At 67.3% G+C, this 18,123-nt stretch carries 17 protein-coding genes and 1 riboswitch; of the genes, 2 read left to right on the top strand and 15 right to left on the bottom strand.

The window, feature by feature from the left end; translation table 11 throughout:
* Position 1 precedes the first annotated feature (1 nt).
* Positions 2-382, bottom strand: coding sequence for an Rv2175c family DNA-binding protein (locus DYZ02_RS10325; RefSeq protein WP_115686170.1), 381 nt, complete (start codon positions 380-382; stop codon positions 2-4).
* Positions 383-438: 56 nt separating this feature from the next.
* Between DYZ02_RS10325 and DYZ02_RS10320 the strand changes: the two genes are divergently transcribed.
* Positions 439-1,734, top strand: coding sequence for a protein kinase domain-containing protein (locus tag DYZ02_RS10320; protein WP_115686169.1), 1,296 nt, complete (start codon positions 439-441; stop codon positions 1,732-1,734).
* A gap of 36 nt (positions 1,735-1,770) precedes the next feature.
* On the opposite strand, the gene DYZ02_RS10315 is transcribed toward DYZ02_RS10320, so the two are convergent.
* The 14 genes from DYZ02_RS10315 to ctaC all read right to left on the bottom strand — a co-directional run bounded on the left by DYZ02_RS10315 (position 1,771) and on the right by ctaC (position 15,703).
* Entirely contained in the window at positions 1,771-3,159 is a 1,389-nt protein-coding gene (locus DYZ02_RS10315) for a class II 3-deoxy-7-phosphoheptulonate synthase (RefSeq protein WP_115686168.1), read from the bottom strand.
* Between the two features lie 70 nt (positions 3,160-3,229).
* On the bottom strand, positions 3,230-3,751 hold the full coding sequence (locus DYZ02_RS10310; protein ID WP_115686167.1) for a polyadenylate-specific 3'-exoribonuclease AS: 522 nt from the start codon (positions 3,749-3,751) through the stop codon (positions 3,230-3,232).
* 1 nt (position 3,752) lies between these two features.
* Positions 3,753-3,944: a hypothetical protein gene (locus DYZ02_RS10305; RefSeq protein WP_115686166.1), complete on the bottom strand. Its 192-nt coding sequence runs from the start codon at positions 3,942-3,944 to the stop codon at positions 3,753-3,755.
* Between the two features lie 14 nt (positions 3,945-3,958).
* On the bottom strand, positions 3,959-4,696 hold the full coding sequence (locus DYZ02_RS10300) for a lysophospholipid acyltransferase family protein (protein WP_115686165.1): 738 nt from the start codon (positions 4,694-4,696) through the stop codon (positions 3,959-3,961).
* Between the two features lie 16 nt (positions 4,697-4,712).
* Positions 4,713-5,687 carry an ROK family protein gene (locus tag DYZ02_RS10295; RefSeq protein WP_115686164.1) on the bottom strand — a complete coding sequence of 325 codons (975 nt, stop codon included), beginning with the start codon at positions 5,685-5,687 and terminating at the stop codon, positions 4,713-4,715.
* Positions 5,688-5,708: 21 nt separating this feature from the next.
* Entirely contained in the window at positions 5,709-6,860 is a 1,152-nt protein-coding gene (locus DYZ02_RS10290; RefSeq protein WP_115686163.1) for a glycosyltransferase family 4 protein, read from the bottom strand.
* Positions 6,861-6,879: 19 nt separating this feature from the next.
* A complete protein-coding gene (locus tag DYZ02_RS10285) occupies positions 6,880-7,914 on the bottom strand; it encodes a C40 family peptidase (protein ID WP_245945777.1) in 1,035 nt (344 codons plus the stop codon).
* A 177-nt stretch (positions 7,915-8,091) separates the two neighbouring features.
* Positions 8,092-8,727 carry a C40 family peptidase gene (locus tag DYZ02_RS10280; protein WP_115686162.1) on the bottom strand — a complete coding sequence of 212 codons (636 nt, stop codon included), beginning with the start codon at positions 8,725-8,727 and terminating at the stop codon, positions 8,092-8,094.
* An 11-nt stretch (positions 8,728-8,738) separates the two neighbouring features.
* A riboswitch (cyclic di-AMP (ydaO/yuaA leader) is annotated at positions 8,739-8,937 on the bottom strand.
* A gap of 357 nt (positions 8,938-9,294) precedes the next feature.
* Positions 9,295-10,935 carry a cytochrome bc1 complex cytochrome b subunit gene (qcrB, locus tag DYZ02_RS10275; protein WP_115686161.1) on the bottom strand — a complete coding sequence of 547 codons (1,641 nt, stop codon included), beginning with the start codon at positions 10,933-10,935 and terminating at the stop codon, positions 9,295-9,297.
* Positions 10,935-12,158 (bottom strand): cytochrome bc1 complex Rieske iron-sulfur subunit, encoded by a 1,224-nt coding sequence (qcrA, locus tag DYZ02_RS10270; RefSeq protein WP_115686160.1) that lies wholly within the window; start codon positions 12,156-12,158, stop codon positions 10,935-10,937. The genes qcrB and qcrA overlap by 1 nt, the downstream gene beginning before the upstream one ends.
* Positions 12,155-13,003: a cytochrome bc1 complex diheme cytochrome c subunit gene (qcrC, locus tag DYZ02_RS10265; protein ID WP_115686159.1), complete on the bottom strand. Its 849-nt coding sequence runs from the start codon at positions 13,001-13,003 to the stop codon at positions 12,155-12,157. The genes qcrA and qcrC overlap by 4 nt, the downstream gene beginning before the upstream one ends.
* Before the next feature lie 83 nt (positions 13,004-13,086).
* The gene (gene ctaE, locus DYZ02_RS10260) at positions 13,087-13,707 is read right to left on the bottom strand and encodes an aa3-type cytochrome oxidase subunit III (RefSeq protein ID WP_181896959.1); all 621 of its coding nucleotides are present in this window, start codon (positions 13,705-13,707) and stop codon (positions 13,087-13,089) included.
* Between the two features lie 451 nt (positions 13,708-14,158).
* A complete protein-coding gene (gene ctaF / locus DYZ02_RS10250) occupies positions 14,159-14,590 on the bottom strand; it encodes an aa3-type cytochrome oxidase subunit IV (RefSeq protein WP_115686157.1) in 432 nt (143 codons plus the stop codon).
* A gap of 18 nt (positions 14,591-14,608) precedes the next feature.
* Positions 14,609-15,703: an aa3-type cytochrome oxidase subunit II gene (gene ctaC / locus DYZ02_RS10245; RefSeq protein ID WP_115686156.1), complete on the bottom strand. Its 1,095-nt coding sequence runs from the start codon at positions 15,701-15,703 to the stop codon at positions 14,609-14,611.
* 416 nt (positions 15,704-16,119) lie between these two features.
* On the opposite strand from ctaC, the gene asnB reads away from it, so the two are divergent.
* Entirely contained in the window at positions 16,120-18,042 is a 1,923-nt protein-coding gene (gene asnB, locus DYZ02_RS10240; protein WP_115686155.1) for an asparagine synthase (glutamine-hydrolyzing), read from the top strand.
* Positions 18,043-18,123: the final 81 nt, after the last annotated feature.

Here is an 18,123-nt window from a genome sequence, read left to right as displayed (position 1 = left end):
TTTAGAAGGCCATTGCCTGTGCGCGCCGGATGACCTCCCGCGCGCCGTGCCCGTGGAGGGCGTCGACCGGGCGCCCGGGCAGCGAGTCGTCGGCGGTAAACAGGTAGGCGAGGATCTCCTCGTCGTTGTATCCGCCGTCGTGCAGGACCGTGATGGCCCCGGAGACGAACTTGGACATCTCCCCGTCGTCCCCGAGCAGCAGCCGGGGCACGAACTTGGTGCCCTCGCGGCGGTACATGAGCAGCTTGCGCGCGCCGATGAGGTCGTGGACGCGGGTCACCGGAACGCCGAGGTATTCGGCGACCTCCGGGAGGGTGAGCAGGGTCTCGTCGGCAAGCAGCTGGTCGAGATCGGGTTGGGCGGGGGTTTCTGCGTAACTCACGCGTTCATCCTACCCGCGTTGGCGCCCGGCCCGGCGCGTCGACCATACTGGTTGCCATGGCCACGCTCGCAGTCGGAGACTACCTGGAGGGACGCTACGTCATCGACCGTCCGATCGCGCGCGGCGGCATGTCCACGGTGTACCGCTGCGTGGACACGCGCCTCGACCGGGAGGTCGCGGCGAAGGTCATGGACGACCGCTACGTCCACGACCCCGTCTTCCGCGACCGCTTTCGCCGCGAGGCCCTCGCGATGGCGAAGCTGTCGCACCCGAACCTGGTCAACGTCTACGACTTCTCCGCGGGCGGCGACGACCCGGAGCGCGTCTTCCTCATCATGGAGCTCATCACCGGCGGCACCCTGCGCGAGCTGCTCGCCGAGCGCGGGCCGATGCCCCCGCACGCGGCGACCGCCGTGATGCGCGCCGTGCTCACGGGGCTTGCGGTGGCCCACTCGAAGAACATGGTGCACCGCGACATCAAGCCGGACAACGTGCTCATCAACGGCGACCACTCCGTCAAGCTCGCCGACTTCGGCCTCGTGCGCGCGGCGGCGGATTCGCCGCACTCTACCGACCAAATCATCGGCACGGTGTCCTACCTCTCCCCCGAGCAGGTCGACGGCACCTCGCTGACCCAGGCGTCCGACGTCTACTCGGCGGGCGTGGTGCTGTTCGAGCTGCTCACCGGCACAACGCCCTTCTCGGGAGAGACGGCGCTCGCGCACGCCTACGCTCGGCTGCACGAGGACGTCGTTCCGCCGTCGTCGCGGATCGAGGGGGTGCCCAAGCTTTTCGACGAGCTCGTCGCCACCGCGACCGCCCGCGACCCCGAAGACCGCTTCCACGACGCCGGCGAGTTCCTCGCCGCGCTTGACGACGTCGCCTCCGCGCTCCACCTCCCCGACTACACCGTCCCGGTGCCCACGAACTCGGCGGCGAACCGCGCCGCGGCCCACCCCACCTCGCTGACGCGGCAGCGCCCGGACGAGCAGGAGCCCCCGACCCGTGTCTTCGAGGAGCGGCTCTTCCCCGCCGTCGCCCCCCGGCCGGAGACCGTCCAGGCCCCGGTTCCCGCGCCGGCGCCGAGGCCGGTGCCGGCGCGGGAACCGGGGCCTGGACGGTCTCCGGCCGGGGGGCGACGGCGGGNCCAGCACCGCCGCGACGGCCACGGCCGAGACGACGAGGAAGAGGGCGAGCGCCACGCCCGCCCGCTGACGAACAGGTCGGGCGTGGCGCTCGCCCTCTTCCTCGTCGTCTCGGCCGTGGCCGTCGCGGCGGTGCTGGTGGGCGCCTGGTGGTTCGGCTCCGGCAGCTACGGCGAGCTGCCCCAGCTCATCGTGCCTGCCGGGTGAGCGGCCTGCGCCGCGCCCGGCGCTAGTAGCTAGTTGCTAGTAGCGCAACATCTCCGCAACGAGAAAGGCGAGCTCGAGCGCCTGCTCGGTGTTGAGGCGCGGGTCGCACGCGGACTCGTAGCGGCCCGGGAGGTCGACGTCGGTGATGTCCTGCGCGCCGCCCAGGCACTCGGTGACGTTCTCGCCGGTGAGCTCGATGTGGATACCGCCGGGGTGGGTGCCCAGTTGGCGGTGCACCTCGAAGAAGCCCTGGACCTCGTCGATGATCTTGTCGAAGTGCCGAGTCTTGTAGCCGTTGGACGCGGTGAACGTGTTGCCGTGCATCGGGTCGGACTGCCAGACCACCTTGTGCCCGGAGGCCTCGACGGCGTTGACGATGCCCGGCAGGGTGCCGCGGATGTTCTCGTGGCCCATGCGGATGACCATGGTGAGGCGCCCCGGCTCGCGGTTCGGATCGAGCTTATCGGCGTACGCGACGGCCTCCTCCGGCGTGGTGGAGGGGCCGAGCTTGAGGCCGATCGGGTTCTCGATCAGCGCGGCGAAGTTCACGTGGAAGTCCTCGATGCCGCGGGTGCGCTCGCCGATCCAGAGCTGGTGGGCGGACAGGTCGTAGAGCTTGGTGTTGCCCTTGCCGTCCTCCGCCAGGCGCAGCATGGCGCGCTCGTAGTCCACCAGGAGAGCCTCGTGGGAGGCGTAGATCTCGGAGGTGCGCAGGTGCTCGTCGTTGACGCCGCAGGCGCTCATGAACGCCAGGGAGCGCGAGATCTCCCGCGCCAGCGCCTCGTAGCGCGCCCCAGCCGGGGAGTTGGCCACGAACTGCCGGTTCCAGTCGTGGATGTTGTGCAGGTCGGCCGTGCCCGAGGCGACGAGGGCGCGCACGAGGTTCATCGCGGCCGACGCGTTGGCGTAGGCGCGGATCATGCGGGCCGGGTCGTGGCGGCGGGCCTCGGCGGTGGGCTCGACACCGTTGACGATGTCGCCGCGGTAGTTCGGCAGGCCGTTCTCGTCGAGGTCGGAGGAGCGCGGCTTGGCGTACTGCCCCGCGATACGCCCCAGCTTCACGACGGGAAGGGAGGCGCCGTAGGTCAGCACCGCCGCCATCTGGAGAATGGTGCGCACGTTGGCGCGGATGTGCGGCTCGGTGTTGGACTCGAAGGTCTCCGCGCAATCGCCGCCCTGGAGGAGGAAGGCGTTGCCGAGCGCGACGTCGGCCAGCTTCTCCTTGACCTCCTCGACCTCAGGCGCGAGGACGACGGGCGGGACAGACTCGAGGATCTTGCGGACATAACCCGCTTCGTGCTCATCCCAGGTCGGCTGCTGTTTCGCGTCGCGCGCCAGGACGTCCTGGAACTTCTCGTTCAGGTCGCCGGGCAGCGGGGGCAGGTCCGGTAGAACGCTTTTCGGGATATCGATAGTCCAACTCACCCCTACAGTTCTAGCACGGGTTTTGGCTCTTGGATACCCCTGGGCCCTATCCTTTTTCCAAAATGCGGAATTACTTTCCCGCAATGTGGGCGCAGCGCCCGCGCCGGTCCAGCGGCAGGGCTCGCTGGCACGCGTCGAACTTGGCGCGGTTGTGCCTGGCGTCGACAAGCGCGTCGTGGTTGCCCCCGGGCACTGCGGGCAGCCTGGGGCTCCCCGCCATCTCCCAGTACTGCTTGAGCTCGCGCGTGAAGCGCGGCAGCTCGCGCGGCAGGCTCGCCATGTCGCCCCAGAGCTGAGCGAGGACAACGTGGTCGTAGGCGCCGACCCACGCCCAGAGCTCGGGGGCGCCGCCGTCGGCGGTGAGGAACTCGAGGACCTCGCGGCGGATCGTTGTCCTGGACCGCCACAGCTCGCTGCGCGGGTTCGGCAGCTTGTCCAGCACGTTCTTGCGCACCCACTGGTTGGCGCGGGAGGCGTCGAAGTCCGTCGACACCGCGTAATATTCCCGCCCGTCCTCGGCGACGATGCCGATGGAGACGAGCTCGATCGTGCGGCCGTCCTCGATGAACTCGGTGTCGTAGAAGTAGCGCACGCTAATAATCCTCGCTACCGGCGGGCGCGTCCGGCTCCTCGTCCGCGTGCCGCGGCCAGAACATGGCCACAGCGATACCCGCCACCGCGAGCGGCCCCACGATGTTGACGTGGAACCCGGCCATGGAGGCCACGAGGAACACCACGATGAAGGCGGCGCTCACGACAAGGCGTGTGATGAGATCGCGATCCATGCGTCCGATCCTAATTACCCGTTCTTCGGCTCGGCCCCCTCGGGGTAGCCTTCCCCCGCCTCGAGGGACTTCTTCACGTCGGCTGCGTACACGTCCACGTACTCGTATCCGGACAGCTCCACCAGCTGGGCCATCACGTAATCCGTGAAGGGGCGCATGACCTCGCGCGAGGCGGGGTCGTAACCGTTCTCCCTCGCCCACGCGTGCGGGTCGATGGGCTCCCCGATCCGCATCCGCACCTTCCGCGGGCGCGGGATGACGGTGCCGATCGGGTTCGCGTTGCGGGTGCCGATCATCGCCGCCGGGATCACGGGCACGCCCGTTTCCATGGCGATGCGCGCCATGCCCGTCTTGCCCCTGTAGATGCGCCCGTCCGGCGAACGCGTCCCCTCCGGGTAGATGCCGAACAGCTTGCCCTCGTCGAGCACGCCCTTCGCCGCCGCGACCAGCGCGTCGCCCGCACCAGCGTCGCCGCGGTCAATCGGGATCTGGCCGACCGAGGAGAAGAAGAACTTCTGGATCTTCCCGCCCAGCCCCGGCGAGGTGAAGTACTCCCTCTTCGCCGGGAAGGTCAGCTGCCGCCACACCATCAACGGAAGGTAGAAGGAGTCCATCACGGCCTGGTGGTTCGATGCAACGATGGCCGGGCCGGACTTCGGGATGTTCTCCGCGCCAGAGATGGACGGCCTGTTCAGCAGGAGCAGGGGCGGGCCGAGGGTCGCCTTGAAAAACACGTACCACTTGTTGGTCATCGCACGTCCATCCCCTCTACGCCAATTCACGGGCCAAGTCAGCGACCCCGATCATACCTGCGTCGGGCCCCAGCTCCGCGCACACCACCTCCGCAACCGGGCGGTACCCGGCGCCGACGATCGTCCGCGCCAGGGTCTCGCGCGCGGTGTCGAGGAAGAGGTCCGCGTCCGCGCTCACTCCCCCGCCGAGGACGATGAGCGCGGGGTCGAGGACGTCCGCGACGATGGACATGCCGTGGCCCAGCCAGCGGGCGAAATGGTCCACGGTGGCCAGCCCCAGCGGATCCCCCGCCCGGGCCGCCTCCATCACGTCGTGGCCGACGGCGCGCTTGTCCACCACCTTGCGGTAGAGCCCGCTCTTCCGGAAGCCCCCGCGCCCCGCCACCTCGAGCGCCGTGTCCACGAGCGCCGTGCCCGAGGCGTAGCGCTCCAGGCAGCCCTGCTTCCCGCACGAGCACACGCGGCCGCCCGGGACCACCGTGAGGTGGCCGAACTCGGGCGCCGTGCCGAAGGAGCCCCGGTAGATCTCCCCGCCGTGCATGAGGGTGGCCCCGATGCCGGTCCCCACGGCGAAAAACACCCACGTCTGCGCATCGCGCGCGGCCCCGAAGCGGTATTCTCCCCACGCGGCGGAGTTCGCGTCGTGCTCCAGCCGCACCGGCAGGCCCAGCGCCTGCTCGAGCTCGGCCTTCACCGGCTCGTCGTCGCGCCACGCCAGATGCGGGGCGAACCGCACGACCTCGCAATCGGGGTCGAGGAAGGCTGCCACGGCCGCGCCGACCGCCTCAATGTCGTACTCGGAGCGCAGGTCCTGAACCATGGACGTCATCGCGCCCGTCAGCCCCGACTCCGTGTGCGGCGTGGCCATCTCGCGGCGTGCGACGATCCTCCCCCGCGCGTCAACCACCCCGGCCCGCATGTTCGTCCCCCCGACATCGAAACCGACTGTCAGCGGTCCTGTGAGGGGCGGGCGTTCGGGTGACTGCGACATAACCAAGCAGTTTAACCCCGGTTAACCTAGCGGACGCAAAACGCGGAAGATCCGGTCTCCGAGCTCCTGCCACGCAAAGTGCTTCTCGACGAACCGCCGGCCCTCCTCCCCCATCCGGGTACGCCGCCCCGGGTCAGCGAGCAACCCGGCCAACTCCGCGGCGATCGCCTCCGTGTCGCGGCCGTCCATCACCACGCCCGTCTCCGAAGTCACCGTCTCCGGCGCGCCGCCCGAGTCCCCGGCGAGCACCGGCACGCCGCACGCCTGCGCCTCCAGGTACACAATCCCCAGGCCCTCCACGTCGAGGCCCCAGCCCCGGGTGCGCGCCGGCATCGCGAACACGTCCGCCGCCGCGACCGCGTCGCGCAGCTCCTCGCGGGTCACGCCTCCGGCGAAAATCACCGCGCCCTCCGCCTCCGGCCCCAGCTCGCCGGCCAGCTTCCGCAGCGTGGGTTCGTAGGCGCCGGCGCCGATGAGGAGCAGGCGGGTGCCGTCGACAAGCGAGCGAAGCTGCGGAAGCGCCCGGATGAGCTGATCCTGCCCCTTGCGCGCGACGAGTCGCGAGGCGCACACCACAAGCGGCGCGTCGCCCACGCCGAGGCGGGCGCGGACCTCGCGGCGGCGCCCGGTGGACACGGGGCGGAAAAACTCCGTGTCCACCCCGGAGGGCAGGGCAACGAATTGCGGGCCGGGGCCGAATGCCCTGCCGAAGCGGCGCAGCGTGTAGCGCGAGATGTACGTCACCACGTCGGCGCTGCGACCGATGCGGCGCAGGACGCCACGCGCCCCCGGCACCATGGACCAGCCCACCTCGTGGCCGTGCGTCGTCGCCACAACCCGGCTGGCCCCCGCCCGCTTCGCCGCACCGCCGAGGACCGCGAGCGGTGCGGCAGCCCCGAACCAGACCGTATCGATCCCTCTCTCCCTGATGATGCGCTGCATTTCCCGCCGCACCGCCGGGGTGGGCAGCATGACCCTCCGCGGCCAACGGATCACCTCGTAGCCGACCCCGCGGTCCCACGCCTCGGAGGCCGCCGTGTCCTGGGTGGAGGCGAAGACGATCAGATCACCGTCGCCGGCGCGACTGACATACTCGTCCGCGTAGTCGCGCAGATACGACTGAATCCCGCCCACGGTGGGCGGGAAGTCGTTGGTCACCAGCAGGGTGGTCATGGCTCGATGCGGGGCGGACCTAGTAGCGCACGGCCCCCTGGATGGGCATGGAGTTCAGAGGCACCACCTGGACCGGAATGCCGTAGTCCGAGGCGTGAACGACCTGGCCGTTGCCGATGTACATGCCCACGTGCGTGGTGCCCGGGTAGTAGCCCACGATGTCGCCCGGCTGCAGGTCCGACAGGGCCACCGGGGTGCCGCCGGCCAGCTGCGCCTGCGAGGTGCGCGGAATCGACTTGCCGTTCTGCGCGTAGGCCCAGAGCATCAGGCCCGAGCAGTCGAAGGCGTCCGGGCCGCTCGCTCCCCAGCCGTACGGCTTGCCCAGCTGCGCCATCGCCGCGCCCACGACGCCCGCCCCCGCGGTGGAGAGCAGGGCGGCGGGAGCCGCGATCGGGTTGTCCTTGTTCTCCCAGCGGGCGCGCTGCTCGGGGCTCAGACCGTCCACGCGCGCCTCCAGCTCGCGGACCTTGCCGTCGAGCTCGCCGCGCTCCTTTTCGAGCTTGCCGCGCTTGGCGTCGAGCTGGTTGCGCTGAAACTCCGCCTCGGCCACGGCGATGTTCGCCTCGTTGGCCCGGTTCGCCGCCTCCTCGTTGGCGTGGCGCAGATCCGCGAGCGCCCGGTCGGCGTTGCGGGAGATCGCGCCGAGGTAGGCCGCGCGGTCGATCAGCGACTGCGGGTTCTGCGCGCCGAGGCTGGTCAGGATCACATCGGAGCGGCTCGTGCGGTTCTCCGACGCCGCGATCCCGTCGAACGTCTCGCGGGATGCCTCGCGCGCGGCGTTTGCCTCGGCGGCCTCCCGCTTGGAGGCATCCACGCGGTTGCGCAGATCGCCCAGGCGCGACTCGCTGGCGGAGATCTCGTCCTCGATGGACTTGATCTCCTCGTTCTTCGCCGTCGCCTCGTGCGACAGGGATTCCATCTCTCCGATCAGGTCGTCGACCTCGTCCGCCCGGGACGGGGCGCCGATGCTCCCCGCCACCGTGGCGCTCAGGGCCAGTGCGGACACCGTGGCGCGGTACGCGGTGCGGCGGGGCTGAAGAGAGTGCTTACCCACAGGGTCCTCTTTCACTATGCGCGTCGCTGCCCGGCTGGCAGCCGACGGAGACTTTACAAAACCGTTATCTAACTATAGCCACATCTCGCCCCGGGTCAAGATGCCTTTGAGCAGGGCCTTTGACCCTGCGGGCCAAAGAATAAGGCCCGCCCCTTCCGGGGCGGGCGGCGTCTCACCTTAGAAGCGGACAGCCGAGTGGATCGGCATCATGTTCAGCGGGCGCTCGCCGACGGGCACACCGTCGTTGAGGGCGTCGATGATCGTGCCGTTGCCGGTGTAGATGCCGACGTGCGAGGCCCCGCCGTAGAAGGCGACGATGTCACCGGGCTGCAGCTGGTCGAGCGGAACCTGCTGGCCGCCGCCCGCCTGGGCCTGGGAGGTGCGCGGGATGGACTTGCCGGCCTGGGCGTAGACCCAGGAGGTGAAGCCGGAGCAGTCGAAGGCGCTCGGGCCAGCGGCGCCGTAGACGTACGGGGAGCCGATCTTGGTGCGGGCGATCTCCACGATCTTCTCGCCCGGGGTCTGCTGCGGCGCGGCCGGGGTCTCGACGGTCGGGACGTTGGAGGCGGCGGAGGCGCTGTAGGTGTCCTGGGCGGTCGCCAGGGACGAGATCCACTGATCGGCGCCCGGCACGTTCTGGATGCCGGGGACGTTCTCGATGCCCTGGATGTCCACGGCGTAGTTGCTGTTGGGCACGCGGACCTCGGCGGCGCCTGCGACCGCGGGGGCGATCAGGGTGGCACCGGCGGCGACGGCGGTCGCGGCGGCGAAGTTGCGAGCAACGGTGTTGTTCTGGCGACGGTGGTTAGCCACTTACTTTCTCCATATCATCTCTGCTGCCTACCGGGTTAGCTGACGGGTTGGGTTTGAGAATCAGCCCTGTGGCGCTCCGCGGCGGTCATCCCGCCGTCCTCGCGCTCATTCACCCCAGGGGGCCTGTCGGCCACGATGGTTCCCCGGTTCCGGCCCGGCCGCGTTCACGGGGACGTGAGGCGGCCTGGTCGGATTCGGCCTATATGTTCTTGTGCGTAACTTGCAACCAACGTTGTTGTCGCAATGTCTCGGCAAGATTACGAAACGGACACGGCACTTGTCCAATGCGACACCCGTTATCGCGCCGTTATTTTCCGGTGCCGCGCCGAGCCCGCTTAGTCGCCGAGACAAACCCTGTAACTCCACGCCTCACCGATCCGGCGGCAATACCCCCTTTACCCTCGGGTTTTAGAGCATTCCTTTCGCCCCGGATCAGGCGCCTGCGACCCTGCCGAAAACAGCAGGCAAGCCAAAACGTGTCCTTGGTCACATTACGGTTCGGTCACGAAAAAACCCTCCCGGGTGGGAGGGTTTCTCACTCAAAGCGACCGCAATATCGCTCAGGAGTTAGGCGCGGGGCTGACCGTCCCCGTAGGTGGCATCGCGATCCGAGGCCTCCTTCGTGGCCTCCAGGGCGCGGAAGGTCTCCACCTCTTCGTGGTGGTTGCGTTCGGTGGCGTCGCGAAGCTTCTCGGAGATGCCGAGCTCGCTGGAGCTGAACTTGCCGATCGTCTCCGAGTCGGAGAAGCCGAGCTGGTTCATCTGCTTCGGCACCGGGGCGCCTGCGTACTCGAGCGGGATCGGGTGGCCGTACTCGTCCACCGGGCCGAGCGGCTGGTGAACCTCGATGAAGGCGCCGTTCGGCAGCTTCTTGATCACACCGGTCTCGATGCCGTGCTCCAGGACCTCGCGGTCGGAACGCTGCAGGCCGACGCAGATGCGGTAGGTGATGAAGTACGCCAGCGGCGGCAGGATGATCAGGCCGATGCGGCCGACCCAGGTCATCGCGTTCAGCGAGATCTGGAAGAAGTGCGCGACGTGGTCGTTGCCGCCCGAGATGGTCAGCAGCAGGAAGAACACGATGCCCATGACGCCGACGCCGGTGCGGACGGGAACGTCGCGCGGGCGCTGCAGGAGGTTGTGGTGGGCGTCGTCTCCGGTCACCTTCTTCTCGATGAAGGGGTAGGTGAACAGCAGGATGACCATCACGAGAGCCATCATCGCGACCCAGAACGCGCCCGGGATCGTGTAGTTGCCCAGGTAGAGCTCCCAGGCCGGCATGACACGCGCCGCGCCGTCCGTCCACAGCATGTAGATGTCAGGCTGAGAACCGGCGGAGACCTGCGAGGGGTTGTACGGGCCGATGGTCCAGATGCCGTTGATGGTGGTGAGACCAGCCATGCCGGCGAGGACGGCGAAGACGATGAACATGAAGCCGATTGCCTTGACGGCGAAGACCGGCATGATGCGGATGCCCACGACGTTGTTCTCGGTGCGGCCCGGGCCGGGGAACTGCGTGTGCTTCTGGAACCACACGAGCAGGAGGTGAGCCGCGACGAGGGCAAGGATGATGCCCGGGAGGACCAGGACGTGGAGGATGTAGAAGCGATCCAGCATGAGGTCCGACGGGAAGTCGCCGCCGAAGATGGCCCAGTGCATCCAGGTGCCGATGATCGGAATGCCGACGATAATCGCCGACATGATGCGCAGGCCGACGCCGGAGAGCAGGTCGTCCGGCAGGGAGTAGCCGAAGAAGCCCTCCATCATGCCCAGCAGGATCAGGGTGACACCGATCAGCCAGTTCGCCTCGCGCGGACGGCGGAAGGCGCCGGTGAAGAAGATGCGCATCATGTGGGCGAACATGGCCATCATGAACATGAGGGCCGCCCAGTGGTGCATCTGGCGGACGAACAGGCCGCCGCGCACGCCGAAGGAGATGTCAAGGGCGGTCGCGTAGGCGCGCGACATCTCGACGCCGTTGAGCGGCAGGTAGTCGCCGTCGTAGATCACCTTGGTGATCGACGGGTCGAAGAACAGGGCGAGGTAGATGCCCGTCAGCAGCAGGATGATGAAGCTGTACAGCGCCATCTCTCCGAGCATGAAGGACCAGTGGGTCGGGAAGACCTTGTTCAGCTGGGGGCGGAGGACCCCCGAGATCGTGTAGCGCGAATCAACGTTGTCCGCGGCTTGTGCAAGTTTAGTGCTCATTAGGACTTACGCTCCCAGAATGCCGGGCCGACGGGCTCAATGAAGTTTCCGTTGGCAACGAGGTAACCGTCTTCGTCGATCGTCACAGGAAGCTGCGGCAGGGCACGTGCGGCGGGGCCGAAGACCGGCTTGCCGTAGTGCAGCGCGTCGAACTGCGACTGGTGGCACGGGCACAGGATGCGGTTGGTCTGGGCCTCGTAGAGGGAGGTCGGGCAACCGATGTGCGTGCAGATCTTGGAGTAGGCGTAGTAGTCGCCGTAGTGAAAGGACTCCTGGCCTTCGCGCTCAACCACCTTGCGGGCATCCTCGGAACGCAGGCGGATCAGCATGACCGCGTTGCGGGGGCCGTGGATGGAGTGCATGTGGTTTTCGTAGACGTCGCGCTCCGCGTCGTACTCGGCGCCGTCGTTGACGTCGTCCGGGTAGAGCGGGAAGACCGTCTCCATGGAGGCAGCGGCGAGGTCCTCGGGGCGCATGCGCACGAGGCGGGAAACGCCCGCGGTGCTGTAGTGCGAGCCGCCGGTGCCCTCGTGGAGCTCGGCGATGGCGCCGGTGTCGCGGCCGAGGTAAATCTTCTGGCCCTGGTCGGCCAGGGTCCAGCCGTGGGTCCACAGCGTGCCGTCGCCGCCGTAGCCGAGCTCGTGGCGCGGCTTCCACGGGTTCTTGATCATGCCTCCGAGCGGGGCGACGACCATGAGGCCCGTGAGGATGCCGGCGGTGCCGAGCAGGCCCTTCATTGCCTTACGACGCCCAAAGGTGGACGTCTCCCAGGCGTCGTTGAGCAGGGCGGTGGTGGTGCGGCGGTCGAGCTCGCTGGAGCGGCCGTCGTGGCGGCGCTGCACCGAGATCTCCTCCGGCACGAACTTCTTCACGTACTGGATGACGGCGATGCCGAGCGCGCCGAGGCCGAGCATGGAGGTCAGGCCCAGCAGCGGCGTATAGGCGGAGTAGAGCCAGAGGCCCTCGTCGCCGTGGAACTTCGCCTGCCAGGGCCAGAAGAGGTAGACCGCCAAGAAGCCGATGCCGGCGAGCACGGAGACGGCCAGCCAGATGTTGATGCCCAGGGCCGCGGACTTTTCGCGCGGGTCACCCTCGACCGGGAAGCGCTCCTTGCGGAAGGCGACGGTGACGTCGTCAAGCTCGGTGCCGAGGGCGGCGAGCTCGGCGTTGTTCATCTTGGCGAGCTCAGCGTCGGTGTAGTTCTTCTTCATGTCGTTGCTCATGAACGGGATCCAATCCAGATAGCAGCTGCGGCGACCAGGGTGACGCCGATGACCCACATCGCGATGCCCTCAGACACCGGGCCAAGGCCGCCCAGCGCGTAACCGGCCGGGCTCGGGGTCTCCTTCGACGACTTAATGAAGGCGATGATGTCCTTCTTCTCGTCGGCGGTGAGCTGACGGTCCGAGAACTTCGGCATGTTTTGCGGGCCGGTCAGCATGGCCTGGTAGATCTCCTGCTCGTTAGCCGGGTCCAGCTCGGGGGCGTACTTGCCCGAGGACAGGGCGCCGCCGCGTCCGGTGAAGTTGTGGCAGGACGCGCAGTTGAGGCGGAACAGCTCGCCGCCGCGGGCGACGTCGGCGGCCTGGATCTGACCGTCGTAGTCCTTGCCGCGCAGCGACTCCATGGACAGGGAGCCGTCCTCGTCGTAGACGAGCTCCGGGCCGCCGCCGTTGGCCGCGACGTAGGCGGCCATGGCCAGCGCCTGGGACTCGGTGTAGCGCGGCTTCTTGCGCTCGGCCTGGGCGTCGTTGGACATCATCGGCATGCGGCCGGAGTTGACCTGGAAGTAGACGGCGCCTTCACCGGTGCCGATCAGGGAGGGCCCGCGGCCCTCGACACCCTGGAGGTTGGCGCCGTGGCAGGTGATGCAGGCGGTGTCGTAGAGGTCCTTGCCCTCCTGGATCAGGGCCTGCTCGTCACGCTGCGCGGTGGCAACCTGCGCGTTGGGGGTGAGAGCCGTGGCCAGGAAGCCGGCGCCGGTGAGACCGAAGGTCAGCGCGGCGGCGCCGGCGACGGTGCGCCGCATCTTGCGGCGACTCCGCGTCTTCTTTGGGGTGTTTTCCATCATTTTCCCTTTAGCGACTGTTGAGAAATATTCGAAAGACTTCTACGTCTTGGCTGGCGGCCCGCCGGCGGCGGGCTCCACGCCTACTGCACGAGGTACAGGGTGGTGAACACGCCGATCCAGATGACGTCGACGAAGTGCCAGTAGTAGGAGGTGGCCATGGCGGCGGTCGCCTGGGCCGGGGTGAACTTCGCCTTGGAGACGCGGAGCAGCACCACGCAGAACGCGATGATGCCGGCGGTCACGTGCGCCATGTGGAAGCCGGTGATGATGTAGAACACCGAGCCGTACACGCTCGCCTGCGGGGTGACGTGGTGCATCACCATCTCGGTCCACTCGAAGGCAACGAGGCCGAGGAACACCACGCCGAGGAGGATCGTCACCGCGAACCACTTGCGCAGGCCGAAGACGTCACCCCTTTCAGCGGCGAAGACACCGAGCTGCGAGGTCACGGAGGACGTGATGAGGACAATGGTGATGATCAGGCCGAACACCACGTTGAGGTGCTCGGTCTGGTTCTCCCAGTCCCCTGCCGTCATACCGTTGGCTCGCGACGTGAAGTACATCGCGAACAGCCCGGCGAAGAACATCAACTCTTGGGCGAGGAACGCAATCGTGCCCACGCTGACCATGTTCGGTCGGTTCAGCATCGGGACACGGCCTTGCGGCGTCGCCATACCTGGGTTAGAAATTGCGGTCGTCACGCATGTAAGTATCGCCCTTTTTAACCTGAAAGTCATCTCACATACCCCCGGCAATTTTCTGCCACCACGTCAACAACCTGCCGTTTTAACCCACAGCAACGTCGCGAAAAACTTTCTTGCCCACCCCGGGAACTTTTCCACCCCGGTTTGCGACGGCAATCTATGCAGGTCACGGCGGGCGCCCCCTGCGACTCTCCCCACAAGCACGCCTGACGACGTCCACCCTCCCCACGCCCCCGACCTTGTGTGATAACGGCCCGGTTCCCTCTTGTGACGAGACTCACACGGTGCGTCCTGCCCGCCACCACAGAACCAAACTTTCGGATGACCCCACCCTTCCCGCTCCCCTACCCGGGTCAGTTCGCACTCGTCCCCGTGCACAACAAAGCCCCGCTGCGGGGTGCAGCGGGGCTTCGGTGCGTGCCACGAAGGCCTGTGGCTCGCGGGAGTCTTAGTGCTTCTCTCGCGGGATGCTGTACTGCATGTTCAGCTGGGTGGTGGTCCACACCAGCAGCACGGCGCCGATGGCGACGAGCCAGAGCTGCCAGAAGGCGATACCGAGGCCGAGGAAGAACACGGCACCCGCCATAGCGAGCGGCCAGATGGAGTGCGGGGAGAAGAAGCCGAGCACGCCAGCGCCGTCCTCGATCTCCGCCTCTTCCCAGTCTTCTGGCACGACGTCCATGCGACGCTCGGTGAAGTCGAGGTAGACGGCCATCATGAAGGACAGGCCGGTGGCCAGAACCAGGCCGACGGAGCCGACCCACTCGATGCCGAAGAGGTAGGCATCGTCACCGACCCACGCCGTCGCCAGGATGTAGAAGACACCCATCAAGAGAAGGAAGGTGCCAATGGCGTAGAAAACTTTTGATCCAGTTCCCATTGTCCGATTCTCTCTTTCTTAAACGTTCGCGTTCGGGTCGCTGTAGTTGGCACCGTCGCGGGTGCCGGTGCGGTCGGAGTTGAACGGGCGGGTGGAGGTCGCGTACGGCTCCTGGCCGATGGACTGCAGAGCCTCGGCGTTGGTCGCGCCCGGGTTGTCGTTACGGAAGCGGATGTAGTCGCGGAAGTCCTCGGGGGACACGGCACGGATCTCGAAGTTCATCATCGCGTGGTAGGTGCCGCACATCTCGGCGCAGCGGCCGACGAAGGCACCCTCCTGGTCGATCTTCTCAATCTGGAAGGAGCGCTCCTGCTGGTTCGCCTCCGGGTGCGCGTAGGCGTCGCGCTTGAAGAGGAACTCCGGAACCCAGAACGCGTGGTTCACGTCGCCGGAGGCGAGGCGGAACTCGATCGGGGTGTCAACCGGGAGAACCAGGACCGGGACCTCGTCGGTGGTGCCGACGGTCTCGATCAGGTTGTAGTTCAGGTAGGACAGGTCACCCATGGAGGTGCCGTGGATCGGGTTGGGGTTCTTCACACCCTCCGGATCGTTCTTGGTCTCCTCGGCGACAGCCTGGCGCTCCGCGTCGAGGCCCTCGTACTTCTGGCCCGTCGGGGAGAAGTTCGGGCTCAGCTCCGCGTAGCCGAACTTCCAGTTCCACTGGAAGGCGGTCACGTCGACGGCAACCTCGGGGTCCTTGTCGCGGGCCGTGACGACGGTCTGCGCCTGGACGGTGAAGAAGAAGAGGACGAAGACGATGACGATCGGGATGATCGTGAGGACGAGCTCGAGCGACACGTTGTACTGCAGCTGCTTCGGGAACTCATCGTCGGTCTTCTTGGCCTGCGCCTTGGCGTTCCACTTGAAGATGGCCACCAGGAACAGGGCCCACATGATGATGCCGATAACCCAGGCAACCGCCCAGACCCAGACCCAGAAGTTGTACGCCTGGACACCCTCGGGGGTGACCGGGTCCGGCCAGCCCATGTCCAGCACCTTGGCTACCGCCTCGGGCGGGGCGACCTCGCAGCCCGCGAGGGCGAGACCCCCGAAAAGCAGCGAGCCCGCGACGCCGACCTTCTTGGCGATGCTGCGGTTCTTAACCTTTTCCACGTGTGTCTGCCTTCCTGTCCACACCTAAAAACCATTGAATGCCCATGCTGCTCGCAGAAACATTCCTTCCCCGCCAGAATAGTTCATAACGCGGGGTGATTCGGAATTCGAGCCCCCGCGCCCTCGCTTGGCGACGTCCCGCTCCCCGCTTCCCCCTCGCAGGGTGCGCTCAGCGGGGCCGATGCTGCGATGTCGCCCCTGCCGAAACCCCGGCAGTAAGCCACGTCACAAAACCCGCCGCACGGTTTCATTCGAAAGTTGGCCCCCTTTCGGGGACGGGCTAAAGGTGGAAGCAAAATACCTTCCTCCGGTTAGCGGGCAGGAGGGCGAAAACCCTATTGTTGAGGGAGCACTTCGCGGCCCCGCCCGCCCGCGGGCGGACCGCGTCCTTATATATAGGAGAGGTTTCTAAAAAGATGTGCGGTCTTCTCGCAATGCTCGCCGCCAGGGGCGACGGCCACAACTACGTGGGCGCCATCGAATCGGCCCTGCCCTGCATGTACCACCGGGGCCCGGACGCCGCGGGGACCTGGAGCGACTCCGACGCCGTGTTCGGCTTCAACAGGCTGGCCATCATCGACATCGAGCACTCCCACCAGCCCCTGCGCTGGGGTCCCGCGGACAACCCGGAGCGCTACGCGCTGACTTTCAACGGGGAGATCTACAACTACGTTGAGCTGCGCGAGGAGCTGTCGGCCGCCGGCTACGCCTTCAACACCGAGGGCGACGGCGAGCCCATCCTCGTGGGCTACCACCACTGGGGTGCCAACGTGGTGAACCACCTGCGCGGCATGTTCGGCTTCGTCATCTGGGACACCGAGACGCGCACCATGTTCGCGGCGCGCGACCCCTTCGGCATCAAGCCGCTGTTCTACGCCACCACCGCGGCGGGCACCGTCTTCGCCTCCGAGAAGAAGTCGATTCTCGAGATGGCCGAGCAGATCGGTCTAGGCCTGGAGCTTGATCGCCGCGCCATCGAGCACTACGTCGACCTGCAGTACGTGCCCGAGCCGGAGAGCCTGCACGCCGCGATCCGGCGCGTGGAATCGGGCTCCACGGTCACCCTCTCCCCCGGCGGCGAGGTGGTGTCCGACCGCTACTTCCGCCCCCACTTCCGCCCCACCCCCGTCACCAAGGGCGCCGAGCAGGACCTGTACGACCGGATCGCCAGGGCGCTGGAGGATTCCGTCGAGAAGCACATGCGCGCGGACGTCACCGTCGGATCCTTCCTCTCGGGTGGGATCGACTCCACCGCCATCGCGACGCTGGCCAAGCGTCACAACCCGAACCTTCTCACCTTCACCACGGGCTTCGAGCGCGAGGGCTACTCCGAGGTGGACGTCGCGGCGGAATCGGCCGCGGCGATTGGGGTGGAGCACATCGTGAAGATCGTCTCCCCCGAGGAGTACGCGAACGCGATCCCCGAGATCATGTGGTACCTCGACGACCCGGTCGCCGACCCCTCCCTCGTCCCCCTCTACTTCGTCGCCCGCGAGGCCCGCAAGCACGTCAAGGTTGTCCTCTCCGGCGAGGGCGCCGACGAGCTCTTCGGCGGCTACACCATCTACAAGGAGCCGCTGTCCCTGGCGCCCTTCGAGAAGCTGCCGACCCCCCTGAACCGTGGGCTCAACAAGCTCAGCCGGGTCCTGCCCGACGGGATGAAGGGCAAGAGCCTGCTCGAGCGCGGCACCACCCCGATGGAGGAGCGCTACTACGGCAACGCCCGCTCCTTCAACTTCGAGCAGCTCCAGCGGGTCCTGCCGTGGGCGAAGCGCGAGTGGGACCACCGCGAGGTCACCGCCCCGATTTACGCGGCCTCCACCGAGATGGACCCGGTCGCGCGCATGCAAAACCTCGACCTGTTCACCTGGATGCGCGGTGACATCCTGGTCAAGGCCGACAAGATGAACATGGCCAACTCCCTCGAGCTGCGCGTGCCCTTCCTCGACCGCGAGGTCTTCGAGGTAGCCCAGACGATCCCCTTCGACCAGAAGATCGCCCACGGGACCACCAAGTACGCCCTACGCAAGGCGATGGAGCAGATCGTGCCCGCCCACGTACTGCACCGCAAGAAGCTCGGCTTCCCCGTTCCGATGCGCCACTGGCTCGCCGGCGACGAGCTCTTCGGCTGGGCGCAGGACACCATCAACGAGTCGCAGACCGAGAAGATCTTCAACAAGGCGGAGGTCCTCGAGATCCTCAAGGAGCACCGCGACGGCGTGAGCGACCACTCCCGCCGCCTCTGGACCGTCCTCGCCTTCATGGTCTGGCACGGCATCTTCGTGGAAAAGCGCATCGACCCGAAGATCGAGCGCAAGCAGTACCCCGTCACGCTCTAGCCGCCCGGACGCGGACGCGAAAACACCCCCGGCGCCCTCGATGAGGGAGGCGCCGGGGGTGTCGTCGTGAAGCGGTGCCGA

The organism is Corynebacterium senegalense (assembly GCF_900411315.1).
In the GTDB taxonomy this organism is placed as follows: domain Bacteria; phylum Actinomycetota; class Actinomycetes; order Mycobacteriales; family Mycobacteriaceae; genus Corynebacterium; species Corynebacterium senegalense.
The sequence above is the reverse complement of the archived record's forward strand: the minus strand, read 5'-3'. Positions and strand labels throughout refer to the sequence as shown.

What these genes read in the sequence shown, in the direction of transcription:
- DYZ02_RS10305 (WP_115686166.1), bottom strand. Translation starts at nt 3,944, where the DNA reads ATGGATCGCGATCTCATCACACGCCTTGTCGTGAGCGCCGCCTTCATC.
- DYZ02_RS10300 (WP_115686165.1), bottom strand. Translation starts at nt 4,696, where the DNA reads ATGACCAACAAGTGGTACGTGTTTTTCAAGGCGACCCTCGGCCCGCCC.
- DYZ02_RS10295 (WP_115686164.1), bottom strand. Translation starts at nt 5,687, where the DNA reads ATGTCGCAGTCACCCGAACGCCCGCCCCTCACAGGACCGCTGACAGTC.
- DYZ02_RS10290 (WP_115686163.1), bottom strand. Translation starts at nt 6,860, where the DNA reads ATGACCACCCTGCTGGTGACCAACGACTTCCCGCCCACCGTGGGCGGG.
- qcrB (WP_115686161.1), bottom strand. Translation starts at nt 10,935, where the DNA reads ATGAGCACTAAACTTGCACAAGCCGCGGACAACGTTGATTCGCGCTAC.
- qcrA (WP_115686160.1), bottom strand. Translation starts at nt 12,158, where the DNA reads ATGAGCAACGACATGAAGAAGAACTACACCGACGCTGAGCTCGCCAAG.
- qcrC (WP_115686159.1), bottom strand. Translation starts at nt 13,003, where the DNA reads ATGGAAAACACCCCAAAGAAGACGCGGAGTCGCCGCAAGATGCGGCGC.
- ctaF (WP_115686157.1), bottom strand. Translation starts at nt 14,590, where the DNA reads ATGGGAACTGGATCAAAAGTTTTCTACGCCATTGGCACCTTCCTTCTC.
- asnB (WP_115686155.1), top strand. Translation starts at nt 16,120, where the DNA reads ATGTGCGGTCTTCTCGCAATGCTCGCCGCCAGGGGCGACGGCCACAAC.